The sequence below is a fragment of the Roseibium aggregatum genome (genome assembly GCF_017309185.1).
In the GTDB taxonomy this organism is placed as follows: domain Bacteria; phylum Pseudomonadota; class Alphaproteobacteria; order Rhizobiales; family Stappiaceae; genus Roseibium; species Roseibium aggregatum_B.
In genome coordinates, this window is sequence record NZ_JAEKJZ010000001.1 from 1339108 (window position 1) to 1351063 (window position 11956).

Consider the following 11956-nt stretch of genomic DNA (forward strand, 5'->3'; position numbering starts at 1 on the left):
TGAAGTCCGGCCTCAAACGGTGTGGCGTCTCGCCCCTTTGTCACGCCTGTCCAGCATGATAGCAGTTGAAGCAGGCTTCAAGTCACTGCCCCAGGGCCTCTTCCTGCGGACGAACCCGCTCGTCCGAACCCCTAGAGAAATGTCCCATGACTGAAAACGTTCAATCATTCGTCGACGACCGTCTTGCCAAGCGCAATGCGGTGTTGCTGGCTCTGGCCCAGGCCCTCGGAGGCGCTTCGGCCTCCATCGTCATCGCGACCGGACCGCTGGTTGGGTACATGATGCTGGAAGCGGACAAGTCTCTCGCGACCTTGCCGGTCTCGACCATGGTTCTGGGCACGGCCTTCGGGACGATTCCCGCCGGCATGATCATGCGCCGTTTCGGACGGAGAGTGGGGTTCATGGGGGCCGCGCTCGTGGCGGTGTTCGCCGGCCTTCTGGCGTCGTTTTCCGTTTTCCAGGATCAGTTCTATTTGTTTGCACTGGCATGCTGCCTCAGCGGTCTGGCGGGCGCCTTTGTTCAGCAGTACCGGTTCGCCGCCGCCGACACGGCAAGCAACGCCTTCAAGTCCAAGGCGATCTCATGGGTCCTCGCGGGCGGTGTTCTGGCGGGGGTCGTCGGTCCGCAGGCCGTGATTCTGACGAAGGATCTCTTCGACCCGATCCTTTTTGCCGGAACCTATCTGGCACAGGCCGGACTGGCACTGATCGCGTTCGTTCTCGTCGCCTTCATAAGGATCCCGAGGCCGCCCCGGATCAGCCATGCCCAGGCCGGCGGGCGGCCGCTTGGCCAGATCATGTCCCAGCCCCGCTTTCTCGTGGCGGTTGCCTGCGGCATCTGTTCCTACGCCTTGATGAGCCTCGTCATGACCGCGACGCCGCTCGCCATGATTGCCTGCGGGTTGTCGGAAACCGATGCCGCGCTCGGTATTCAGTGGCACGTCCTGGCCATGTTCGGTCCAAGCTTCTTTACGGGAAACCTGATCGGGCGTTTCGGCAAGGAACGGATTGTCTCGGTCGGGTTGGCGCTCCTGGCCGCCTGTTCGGTCGTTGCTCTGATGGGCGTGGAGCTGACCCACTTCTGGACGGCTCTGGTTCTGCTCGGCCTCGGCTGGAATTTCGGCTTCATCGGTGCCACGGCGATGCTGACCGACACCTACCGGCCCGAAGAGCGCAACCTGGTCCAGGCGGTCAACGATTTTCTCGTGTTCGGGTTCGTGGCGGCAGCCTCGTTCTCTTCCGGTGCGCTTCTCAACTTTTTCGGGTGGGATACCGTGAATATGCTGGTGTTCCCGTTCGTGGTCTTGTGCCTCGCTCTGATCGGCTGGCTTGTGCTGGCGGAAAGAAAAGCAGTTACAACCGTTTAAAAGCGGCAGGATATTTATTTCGTAGGCGCAGCAAATATACCGCACCGCACCAAAAAATAACGTAGCGGAAACTTCGAATTAAACAATGTGAGAGCTTGACGAGGCGCGCGCCTTTGCTGCTATCGTGAGCACGTTTTCACGCTGCGGGTCCTGTTCAGGCCGTAGCCGGTGGCAAAAGTACAACAAAATCAAGCCGCCGTAGTTTTGGGAGGTAGCATGATCGAGTTAGTCGTCATCATCGTTTGTGGCCTTTTGTCCATCGCTTACGGCGCCTGGGCAATCCAGTCCGTCATGGCGGCGGATGCGGGCAACGCCAGGATGCAGGAAATCGCCGGGGCAATTCAGGAAGGGGCAAGCGCCTATCTCAACCGGCAGTACACGACCATTGCGGTGGTTGGAGCCGTCGTTTTCGTTCTCGCATGGATTTTACTCTCCGGGACCGCCGCGATCGGCTTCGCGATCGGTGCGGTGCTCTCCGGAACCGCCGGCTATATCGGCATGATGGTATCGGTGCGTGCGAATGTGCGCACCGCTCAGGCGGCCAGTCAGAGCCTTGGAGCCGGATTGGAGATCGCGTTCAAGTCCGGTGCCGTCACCGGTCTTCTGGTTGCCGGACTGGCGCTTCTCGGCGTTGCCGTCTATTACGCCATCCTGACCGGCGCCATGGGCTACGGCTCGACCGACCGGACCGTGATCGACGCGCTGGTCGCTCTCGGCTTCGGCGCGTCGCTGATCTCGATCTTTGCCCGTCTCGGTGGCGGGATCTTCACCAAGGGGGCGGATGTCGGCGGCGACCTTGTCGGCAAGGTTGAGGCCGGTATCCCGGAAGACGATCCGCGCAACCCGGCAACGATTGCCGATAACGTCGGCGACAATGTCGGCGACTGTGCGGGCATGGCCGCCGACCTGTTCGAGACCTACGCCGTGACCGTGGTCGCAACAATGGTTCTGGCCTCGATCTTCTTCACCGGAGCTCAGGCGGTCGAGCTGATGGTGTTGCCGCTTCTGATCGGCGCGAGCTGTGTCGTGACCTCCATCATCGGGACCTTTTTCGTCAAGCTCGGCGAAAGCAATTCGATCATGGGAGCGCTTTACAAGGGCTTCATCGCGACCGCGGTGCTGTCTGCCGTCGCGCTTGGCATCATCATATTTCTCTGGATTGGAGGATCGACGGAATACACCACCTCGGGCGGGGTGACCTTCAACGGCTTTGACCTGTTTGTGTGCGGTCTTGTGGGGCTGGTCGTGACCGGTCTGATCATCTGGGTCACCGAGTATTATACCGGCACCGACTACCGGCCGGTCCGCTCGATTGCCCAGGCGTCGGTCACCGGGCACGGGACCAACGTGATCCAGGGGCTGGCCGTGTCGCTGGAGGCAACGGCCCTGCCGGCGATCATCATCATCGCCGGTATCCTGGTCACCTACAGTTTCGCGGGGCTCTTCGGTATCGCGATCGCGGTGACCACCATGCTGGCGCTCGCCGGAATGGTGGTGGCGCTGGACGCCTTCGGGCCGGTCACCGACAACGCCGGCGGCATCGCGGAAATGGCGGACCTGCCGGCTGAAGTGCGCACCACCACGGACGCCCTCGACGCTGTCGGAAACACCACCAAGGCCGTGACCAAGGGCTATGCCATCGGATCGGCGGGCCTCGGGGCCCTGGTGCTCTTCGCTGCCTACACGGAGGATTTGAAATATTTCTCCAGCACGGCCGAGGAAGGGTCGATCTTCCACGGGATCGATGTCGGCACGCTGTTCTCGCTGTCCAACCCTTATGTCGTCGCCGGTCTCCTGTTCGGCGGGTTGCTGCCTTATCTCTTCGGCGGCATCTCCATGACGGCTGTCGGCCGCGCGGCCGGGTCGGTCGTCGAAGAAGTCCGCCGCCAGTTCAAGGAAAAGCCGGGCATCATGGAAGGCATGGAAAAACCGGACTACGGCCGGGCCGTGGACATGCTGACCAAGGCCGCGATCAAGGAGATGGTCATTCCCTCGCTTCTGCCGGTTCTGTCGCCGATCGTCGTCTTCTTCGTGGTTCGCGCGGTCGCGACGCCGGCGGATGCGTTCGCGGCGCTCGGGGCGATGCTTCTCGGGGTGATCGTGACCGGCCTCTTTGTGGCGATCTCCATGACCGCCGGCGGTGGTGCCTGGGACAACGCCAAGAAGTCGTTCGAGGACGGCTTTACCGACAAGGACGGGGTGACCCACCAGAAGGGCGGGGACGCTCACAAAGCGTCGGTGACCGGCGACACGGTCGGCGATCCTTACAAGGACACCGCGGGACCCGCCGTGAACCCGATGATCAAGATCACCAACATCGTGGCACTGCTGCTGCTGGCGATCATGGCGCACTGACACCTGGACAGGTGTCCAAAAGGAAAAGCCCCGGAGCGCTCCGGGGCTTTTCGATATTGGGATTGCGGTCAGAGCACGGCGCAAGCTTGTCGCCCGGTGCTCTGCGGGCCCGTTACCCTATAGGCCAAGACCGGGGTTCTGGGCCCCGCGCAGGATCTGGGTCAGGAAGCCGTAATCGGCGCCGCCCGTGCGGGTCTTGCGGGTGACGATGTCGACGATCTTGCCGTCCTCGAGCGTGTAGTTGCCGATGTCCTTGACGAAGCCGTCGTCATCGAAATAGACGGCGACGACACGTTGTTCGACAATGTCCGGCTGCAGAAACGCCGTGGTCGCCGTTTTTTGCGAGATGTAATAATAGGCGTCGCCGCTCAGGCTGGACGTCGTCGAGGGAGAGCCCAGCACCAGTTCGACCTGCTCCCGGCTGGACCCGACCTGGACCTGGGTAAGCATGTCACCGGTGATGACATGACCATGGGTGTAGGTTGTGGTGAAACAGCCGCCGAGCGGCAGGGTGGTCAGAAGCGGAAGAATCAGGGCACTGGCCTTGAAGTTCATTTAACAGGTCCCGTCTCGCCAGATCGACTGGCCATTATCAAGTTTCGTTGCTTGGCAAAATCCCTATCGTGGGATAGGGCACAAGGCAACCTCTAGATCAACGGATGCCCGTGCGTTGATCGATCTGTTACTCTTGGAGCATCTGCTTGAGGAAGCTCCGGTTCGAAGGAGACGGTTATGCTGTTCGGCCTGTTCCGCCGCCGGTCTAATAACGCTGAGCATAGCGTTTATTGCCAAATCGTGGCTCAAGCGCGGCAGCCGGTCTTTTACACCGATTTTCTTGTGCCCGATACGATAGACGGCCGGTTCGATCTTATCGTCGCTCATGCCGTGCTCTATTTCAGGCGCATGCGCAGCGAGGGCAAGGACGTTGCAAGGTTCGCGCAGACCGTCTTCGACCTGTTCTTTCTCGACATGGATGCATCGCTTCGGGAAATGGGTGTGAGCGATACCCGGGTGCCGAAGAAGGTCAAGGTGATGGGCGAGGCTTTCTATGGCCGGGCCGATGTTTATATACCGGCAATCGACAGTGGCGATGCCGCCGAGCTTGCGAAGGCGCTCGGGCGGAATATATATCCGGATAACCCGGAACCGGTCGCTCAGGGACGGCTAGCCCTCTACATGATCGAGGCAGCGCGTCTGTTGAGCGAACAACCGGCGGAAATCCTCATGAAGGGATCGATCGAATGGCCGGATCCGGAGGCGTTCAAGAGCCTTGCGGTGTGAGACCGTAGCCGAGGTCACAAGAAAGAAGAACAATGGCAACAAGAGACTTCCCCTATTCCTACACAGTCAACGCCGGCAAGGTGGTCGACAAGGATCAGAAGGTTGTCATTGAGCCCGACGCGGCGGGGCTGAAGGCGATTGCGAAGGCCTATGACCTGAACGGGGTCCGTGCCCTGAAAGCCGATCTCACCCTGAAGCCGTATCGCAAGGCGGGCTTGCGTGTCGTGGGAACCATCGAAGCCACGGTGGATCAGACATGCGTCGTGTCTCTCGAACCGTTCGAAAGCCTCGTGACGCTTGATGTGGACCGCACGTTTGAGCCTTATTCAAGCCGACCGCGCAAAATCCGGGATCTGAACGACGATGGCGAGATCGAGATCGATCTGGAAACGCTTGACCCGCCGGATGTGATCGAGGACGGCGTATTGGATCTCGGAGCCGTCATCTGCGAGGAACTGGTGCTGGCGCTCGATCCGTTTCCGCGCAAACCGGGCTCCGAGTTCGCCGGCGGGGACGTGGACGATCCGGAGCCGGACATTGAGGAAGACAAGAAACCTTCTCCATTTGCGGCCCTGAAAGCACTGAAGGAACAGCGGGACAACTGAAATTTTCACTATCCGAACCCCAAGCGAACGAAACGATTCTGCCTTTCCTGCCGTTTTTCAACGGGAGTTCAGGCGTCCGTCAGGAAAACGGTTGTCACTCAGGTCAAAACCGTTATGTTCGCGCCCGGTCTGTGCACCTCACGGACCGGAGGGACATTTTCAGGCGCACCGGCAGGTGCCGGACCTGGTAACGAGACGTCAAAAGATCTTCTAGATGGCGAAAACGATTCCGATTTCATTGGATGCCATGGGCGGCGACCACGGGGCAGACGTTGTTATTCCCGGAGCCGAGATCGCGCTCGTCCGCCATCCCGACATCCATTTCATTCTTTACGGCAACGAAAACGTTCTCGGTCCGCTTCTGGAAGAATACCCGCGCGTGCGCGACGCCTCGACCCTGCATCATTGCGATGTTTCCATTGCCATGGACACCAAGCCTAGCCAGGCCCTGCGTCAGGGCCGCTGGCGGTCCAGCATGTGGCGCTCGATCGAGGCGGTGAAGACCGGGGAGGCCTCCGTGGCCGTCTCCGCCGGCAACACCGGCGCGCTGATGGCGATGTCCAAATTCTGTCTTCGCACCATGGCGAATATCGAGCGCCCGGCGATCGCCGCCATCTGGCCGACGATGCGCGGTGAATCCGTCGTGCTTGACGTGGGCGCGACGATCGGGGCCGATGCGCAGCAATTGATCGATTTCGCCATTCTGGGCGGCGCCATGGCTAGGGCGCTCTTCGGTGTGCAGCGGCCAACCGTCGGTCTGCTCAACATCGGTGTCGAGGAGGTCAAGGGCCTCGAGGAAGTCCGGACCGCCGGACGCCTTCTGAGGGAAACGCCTCTGAGGTCGCTGGAATATGCCGGATTTGTCGAAGGCGACGATCTGGGCAAGGGCACGGTCGACGTCGTGGTCACCGAAGGCTTTGCCGGCAACATCGCCCTGAAGACGGCCGAAGGCACGGCCAAGCAGATTGGCAGCTACCTGCGTTCGGCCATGACGCGCACCTTCATGTCGAAGATCGGCTATCTTTTTGCCAAGGGCGCGTTCGACCTGTTGCGCGAGAAAATGGACCCGCGCAAGGTCAATGGCGGCGTGTTCCTGGGCTTGAACGGCATCGTCATCAAGAGCCATGGCGGCACGGACGCGGAAGGTTATGCTTCTGCCATCGATCTGGCCTACGACATGGTCAAGAACGAACTGACTGACAAGATCGCCCAGGATCTTGTGCATTATCATCGCGGCCGTTTCGCGGAAGCCGCGCCGACATCGGAAGGTGATTTGTGAGCGTGATCCGTTCGACCGTGGCCGGCTGCGGAAGCTATCTGCCGGAAAAAATCCTGACCAACAACGAACTTGCGAAGACTGTCGACACCTCCGACGAGTGGATCGTTCAGCGGACCGGCATCGAGCAAAGACATATCGCCGCTGAAGGCGAAGTCACGTCGGATCTGGCGCTGGCGGCGGCCAGGAGGGCTCTTGAGCATGCAGGACGGGACGCAAGCGACATCGATACGATCATCCTTGCGACGGCGACGCCGGACCATACGTTTCCGGCAACGGCCGTAACCGTCCAGGCAGGGCTTGGCATTACACATGGCGCGGCCTTCGACATGCAGGCTGTCTGCTCCGGCTTCGTTTTCGCCCTGACGACCGCCGACGCCTACATCCGCTCCGGGATGTCCAAACGCTGCCTTGTCATCGGCGCGGAGACCTTTTCCAGAATTCTGGATTGGCAGGACAGGACGACCTGTGTCCTCTTCGGCGACGGGGCGGGGGCTGTCGTCGTGGAAGCGGCCGAAGGCCGGGGGAGCAATGACGACCGTGGAATCCTGACCTCGCACCTCAGGTCCGACGGCCGCCACAAGGACAAGCTTTTCGTCGATGGCGGCCCGTCGGCAACACAGACGGTCGGACATTTGCGCATGGAAGGCCGTGAGGTCTTCAAGCATGCGGTGGGCATGATCACCGATGTCATCGAGGACGCCTACGAAGCGACCGGGCTGACTTCGGACGACCTCGACTGGTTCATTCCCCATCAGGCCAACAAGCGCATCATCGATGCAAGTGCCAGAAAACTGAACATCCCGCCGGAAAAGGTCGTGACCACCGTTCAGTGGCACGGCAACACCTCGGCCGCCTCTATTCCGCTGGCCCTGGACGCCGCGGTGCGGGACGGCCGTGTCAGGCGGAACGACTTGTTGATGCTTGAAGCCATGGGCGGTGGCTTCACCTGGGGATCGGTCCTTCTGCGCTGGTAGGAAAAGGTTCCGGCCCGCCTTGGTGTTGCGATTCGGGAACGGTCGAACCCTATGGGGATGAGCCGCTCCCGGAAAATCGCGGAACCTGCGTCTGAAGATGCCGCCTGCCGGTCAGGAAACAAAACGAAACAAGATGCGGAGTTCCGGTTGACCGGCCCGTCGCGAGGCCGTACCGTGACTCCTTGCATTGGAGTTCTTGTGCAAAATCAGCCAGATCACTGGCGGTGCTGTGGAGGGGTCATGGGCAGTCGGACTATCACCCGAGCGGATCTGTGTGAAGCCGTTTATCAAAAGGTCGGTCTCTCGAGGACGGAATCGTCCGAATTGGTCGAACGTGTTCTTTCTGAAATTTCTGACTGTCTTGTGACGGGAGAATCGGTAAAATTGTCGAGTTTCGGGTCGTTTGTGGTGCGCTCCAAAGGGGAGCGGATCGGGCGCAATCCGAAAACTGGCGAGGAAGTACCGATTTCACCGCGCCGAGTGATGGTATTCAAGCCGTCCAACGTATTGAAACAGCGCATCAACGATGCGCTTACGGGACAGGCCAGCAAATAACAAGACCGGATGAGCTCGCAGGAAAAAAGCCCGGACGCCTTTCGAACCATCAGCGAAGTCGCTGAAGACCTGGACTTGCCTCAGCATGTATTGCGGTTTTGGGAAACACGGTTTTCCCAGATCAAACCCCTGAAGCGTGGCGGAGGCCGGAGGTATTACAGGCCGGACGACGTCGAACTCCTAAAGGGTATACGGCATCTGCTCTACGGTGAAGGCTACACCATCAAAGGCGTTCAGCGCATTCTGAAAGAGCAGGGCGGCCGGTTTGTCATGCAGATCTGGCGCGAGGACGCCAGCCCCTTGCAGATGTCCGGAAACGCGGCAGAAGCGGACGCTCAGGTGTCGGTCAGGGGAAACGGGGCAGGTGCTTCGGTTGCGGATGACGTTCAAAGCGTCACAAGCGACCCGCTTCCAAACGGTGTCCTGGCGGAAAACCAGGCGGAACCGGTGGCCCAGGGTCACACTGGCGGGCTGAATATCCTGGGCAGGCTGAGGGGCGACAAACCGGCTGCGAACAGTTCTTCACCGCAGGCCTCGGTCTCCAAGGAAGATATCCGTCGGCTTCAGGCAACCTTGTTCGAACTTCTCGAATGCAAACGCACTCTGGACCAGGCACGTTAAGGCAGGGGATCGTTTTCGAACTCGGCCGATCTTCCAAAAACAGGATTGAAGATCGGCTCGTTCTCTGACGGCCGGACATCTCGACCACAAGGTCAGTGTGGCTTCTTGCCGAACAACCTTCCGAACAAACCGGCTGTTTTCGCGGACTTGCCCGCATCCGTGCCGGTCGAGACCTGGGCCTGCCGGGCAAAGGACCTGAGTTCCGCCATCGAAAGGCGCTGGTGAGAAGTTCCGGATATTTCCTCTTCCTTCCGGACGTCCCGCTGAGGTTCGGCAACTTCAGCCTGCCGCCCGTCTTCGGCGGGAGTCGCGGCCACCGTTTTCCTGATTTCGTCCGGGAGGAACTGTGGTTCGCTGCCTTGTCGCTGTGCCGCCAACTGCTCTAGAATCGCAGCATCGACCGGGTCGTTTGGATCGAGTTCGTCCTGGTCGACATCCGAAATGCGCTCGCTCTCCAGCTTGCAGTCGTCGTCATAGCGCCTCTGTATCGCGGGAACCGCTTCACGCACGATGCCGAACTCCGGCTTATGAACCACCTTGAGCTCGATCGTATCGGGAGCCTTTCCTTCGACCGGATGGATCAGCATCTGTATCTTTTCGTTTTCGTCCCGGCCGAAAACATCGCCGTCAGCGATGAGTGCCCCGCTTTTAACGGTGAAGTTGACGAACGCGTACATGGTCTCAACCAGATAATTCATTGGCAGAGAACACGGTTTGATTTCCAGATTGCAGCCGATCAGCCAGGGAGCCCCGATGCCGGTGAGACCAATCATCTGATTTCCGGTCGCGGGATCGGTTTCGCCGAAGGGAAGGGGATGCAGATAAAGGACATTCGAATTGGTCGCGCCCGCAAGATCCAGGAATGTTTGCGGCTTCAGAAAAAACACGCTCGGGCCCCAGAAGACCGCATCCGGGTTTGAAATCTCGACAATCGAAGCGGTGAGCTTTCGGACGATGGCCATGGCCGCGGCGGTTTCTTCAGAAGAGCAAAACGCCGTCATTTCAGACCCGATGAGCCGAAGCATCTCCGGTGGTATCGCTTCGTGCGGCAGCACGCCTTTTTGAACCGAAACCTGGGTGAACGCGGTTGTGGATTCGACGGTATCCCGGGCTTCCGGGAAGGTGCTTTTGACCGTGTAGGTGTCGAGCGCAACGCCGAGATGCCCGCTGCGTTCGAAAGGCACGGTCTGGGTTACAAGCACATGAAAGTTTCGGCACAGCACACGGAGATCCAGCTCCGTCGAGGTCTTCAAGAGTTTGCAGTCATCCACGGGAATGCCCAGAGAGGCGGCCGCCTCGACGACAAGAGCAAACAGTCTTTCGCTGTTCAAAGGCTGATAGGAGCGAAAGAGAATCTGGCTGTCTACGGATGGGAGTGGATGCGTCTTCAACGATGAGCCCCGGTCTTGTTCACATTCAAGCTAACTCGTTCGGGTGAAGAAGAGATTATCGTCCACTCACAAAAGGGCGTTTTCCGTGGCGTTGCCGGGTTTCGGGAGGCGGGCCTTAGTTAAGCCGCTTTCCAGCTAATCTTCAGGCTTTGTGGACCTCTGACGGACAGTCCGCGTTTGTAAACGGGTTTGTCTTCGGCAAGGTCTATGGTGCCGAAACGCTTCAGGAGCGTGGAGAAAACGATATCCATTTCGAGCCGGGCGAGATGGTTGCCGAGACAGAAATGAGCACCACGACCGAAAGCGATGTGCCGATTGGGTGTCCGTCCGACGTCGAACCGGTCCGGCTCTGGAAACTGTTTCGGATCCCGGTTGGCAGCGCCGTAAAGGACGCCGAATTTCGTTCCCCGAGGAAACCGGCGGCCGCAGATTTCCACCTCCTCGGTGCAATAGCGGTGAAAGAAAGGCAAAGGCGATTCGTAGCGGAACATTTCCTGGACAGCCGTTTTCATCAGGTCCGGGGTGTCGCGCAGCCGTTTCATTTCAAGCGGAAATTTCAAGAGCGCATGCAGGCCGCTGCCGAGAACATCGATTGTGGATCCGTGTCCGGCCATCAGAATCAGCATGGCGGTGGAGATGAGTTCGTCATGAGTCATGTGGCCCTGGCGTTCCGCATCGACCATGAGAGACAGCAGATCGTCCCTGGGTTGCTTCTCCCGTTCGGCCTTGAGGTCAAGCAGGTACCGATAGAATTCCGTGGTATTGCGTTCGGCAAGGTCTTTGCGGTCGTCCGAACGGTCGATATCGAAGAACTGGACAATGTTCTCAGACCAGATGCGGAGTTGTGCGCAATCCCTGGCGGGGACGCCAAGAACCTGTCCGATAACATGGCCGGGTATCTGCGCGGCAAGGTCCTCGATAAACTCGATCTCTTCGCGGTCCGCAAGGCTGTCGACAAGGCCGTCGACGAAGGTTTGGATCGATGCGCGTAAACTGTTGACCATCACCGGCGTGAAAAGCTTGAAGACCTGTCTGCGCAGCCTGTCGTGAACCTCACCGTCGCTGTCGAGCAGGGAAAACTGAACGAATCGGGAATGATGGGGCATGTCATGCCAATTGCCGGCCCGCTTTTGCGCCGCGATTTCTTCACGGGTCGCGATATGTTCCATTGAGCGGACCATTCGCCCGTGCATGACGATCTCCGAGACATCGTCAAACCGCGATGCCAGCCAGATGTCGAAATCCGGAAAATAGGTCAGCCCATCCCTTTCACGCAGTGACGCGTAGAAAGGATAGGGATCTCTTGCGAATGCTTCCGACAAAGGCTGAAAGCGAAGGTCCGGGGAGGGGCTCATGAAGGCTCTTGCTGCCGCATTCGACACGCACCCCCGAAGTTCCTGCAGGGTCGGGAACCTGGAGCGTGTCGCGTTAACCGGGAATGTCTTGTATCGCTTTTTGCATTGAAATCACCGATTTCAGAACGCGAAAAGCAGTTCCGATAAAACCTGATTTGAACGAATAGGCCAAG

General features: G+C 59.4%; 11 protein-coding genes. 8 read left to right on the forward strand and 3 right to left on the reverse strand.

Annotated features, from left to right (window positions below; genetic code table 11):
* Positions 1 to 146 precede the first annotated feature (146 nt).
* Complete coding sequence (locus JF539_RS05800) at positions 147 to 1367, forward strand: MFS transporter (protein ID WP_207139377.1); 1221 nt, start codon at positions 147 to 149, stop codon at positions 1365 to 1367.
* A 216-nt stretch (positions 1368 to 1583) separates the two neighbouring features.
* Entirely contained in the window at positions 1584 to 3722 is a 2139-nt protein-coding gene (locus JF539_RS05805) for a sodium-translocating pyrophosphatase (protein ID WP_207139378.1), read from the forward strand.
* A 117-nt stretch (positions 3723 to 3839) separates the two neighbouring features.
* Here the strand turns inward: JF539_RS05805 and JF539_RS05810 are convergent, their stop codons facing one another.
* Positions 3840 to 4277, reverse strand: a complete 438-nt coding sequence (locus tag JF539_RS05810; RefSeq protein WP_207139379.1) for an outer membrane protein assembly factor BamE — start codon at positions 4275 to 4277, stop codon at positions 3840 to 3842.
* Positions 4278 to 4454: 177 nt separating this feature from the next.
* Here JF539_RS05810 and JF539_RS05815 point away from each other — a divergent pair, with 177 nt between their 5' ends.
* The 6 genes from JF539_RS05815 to JF539_RS05840 all read left to right on the forward strand — a co-directional run bounded on the left by JF539_RS05815 (position 4455) and on the right by JF539_RS05840 (position 9037).
* Positions 4455 to 5003, forward strand: a complete 549-nt coding sequence (locus JF539_RS05815; RefSeq protein WP_207139380.1) for a ubiquinol-cytochrome C chaperone family protein — start codon at positions 4455 to 4457, stop codon at positions 5001 to 5003.
* A gap of 32 nt (positions 5004 to 5035) precedes the next feature.
* Complete coding sequence (locus JF539_RS05820; protein WP_207139381.1) at positions 5036 to 5608, forward strand: YceD family protein; 573 nt, start codon at positions 5036 to 5038, stop codon at positions 5606 to 5608.
* 214 nt (positions 5609 to 5822) lie between these two features.
* Positions 5823 to 6887: a phosphate acyltransferase PlsX gene (plsX, locus tag JF539_RS05825; protein WP_207139382.1), complete on the forward strand. Its 1065-nt coding sequence runs from the start codon at positions 5823 to 5825 to the stop codon at positions 6885 to 6887.
* Positions 6884 to 7861 carry a beta-ketoacyl-ACP synthase III gene (locus tag JF539_RS05830; RefSeq protein ID WP_207139383.1) on the forward strand — a complete coding sequence of 326 codons (978 nt, stop codon included), beginning with the start codon at positions 6884 to 6886 and terminating at the stop codon, positions 7859 to 7861. The genes plsX and JF539_RS05830 overlap by 4 nt, the downstream gene beginning before the upstream one ends.
* 240 nt (positions 7862 to 8101) lie before the next feature.
* Positions 8102 to 8416, forward strand: a complete 315-nt coding sequence (locus JF539_RS05835) for an integration host factor subunit alpha (RefSeq protein WP_207139384.1) — start codon at positions 8102 to 8104, stop codon at positions 8414 to 8416.
* Between the two features lie 9 nt (positions 8417 to 8425).
* Positions 8426 to 9037 (forward strand): MerR family transcriptional regulator, encoded by a 612-nt coding sequence (locus JF539_RS05840; protein WP_207139385.1) that lies wholly within the window; start codon positions 8426 to 8428, stop codon positions 9035 to 9037.
* 92 nt (positions 9038 to 9129) lie between these two features.
* On the opposite strand, the gene JF539_RS05845 is transcribed toward JF539_RS05840, so the two are convergent.
* Complete coding sequence (locus JF539_RS05845; RefSeq protein ID WP_207139386.1) at positions 9130 to 10428, reverse strand: hypothetical protein; 1299 nt, start codon at positions 10426 to 10428, stop codon at positions 9130 to 9132.
* Between the two features lie 119 nt (positions 10429 to 10547).
* Positions 10548 to 11783: a cytochrome P450 gene (locus JF539_RS05850; protein ID WP_207139387.1), complete on the reverse strand. Its 1236-nt coding sequence runs from the start codon at positions 11781 to 11783 to the stop codon at positions 10548 to 10550.
* Between the last annotated feature and the right edge of the window lie 173 nt (positions 11784 to 11956).

Bases quoted from the DNA above. Each gene is read 5' to 3' on its own strand.
- JF539_RS05800 (WP_207139377.1), top strand. From the start codon at position 147: ATGACTGAAAACGTTCAATCATTCGTCGACGACCGTCTTGCCAAGCGC.
- JF539_RS05805 (WP_207139378.1), top strand. From the start codon at position 1,584: ATGATCGAGTTAGTCGTCATCATCGTTTGTGGCCTTTTGTCCATCGCT.
- JF539_RS05810 (WP_207139379.1), bottom strand. From the start codon at position 4,277: ATGAACTTCAAGGCCAGTGCCCTGATTCTTCCGCTTCTGACCACCCTG.
- JF539_RS05815 (WP_207139380.1), top strand. From the start codon at position 4,455: ATGCTGTTCGGCCTGTTCCGCCGCCGGTCTAATAACGCTGAGCATAGC.
- JF539_RS05820 (WP_207139381.1), top strand. From the start codon at position 5,036: ATGGCAACAAGAGACTTCCCCTATTCCTACACAGTCAACGCCGGCAAG.
- plsX (WP_207139382.1), top strand. From the start codon at position 5,823: ATGGCGAAAACGATTCCGATTTCATTGGATGCCATGGGCGGCGACCAC.
- JF539_RS05835 (WP_207139384.1), top strand. From the start codon at position 8,102: ATGGGCAGTCGGACTATCACCCGAGCGGATCTGTGTGAAGCCGTTTAT.
- JF539_RS05840 (WP_207139385.1), top strand. From the start codon at position 8,426: ATGAGCTCGCAGGAAAAAAGCCCGGACGCCTTTCGAACCATCAGCGAA.
- JF539_RS05850 (WP_207139387.1), bottom strand. From the start codon at position 11,783: ATGAGCCCCTCCCCGGACCTTCGCTTTCAGCCTTTGTCGGAAGCATTC.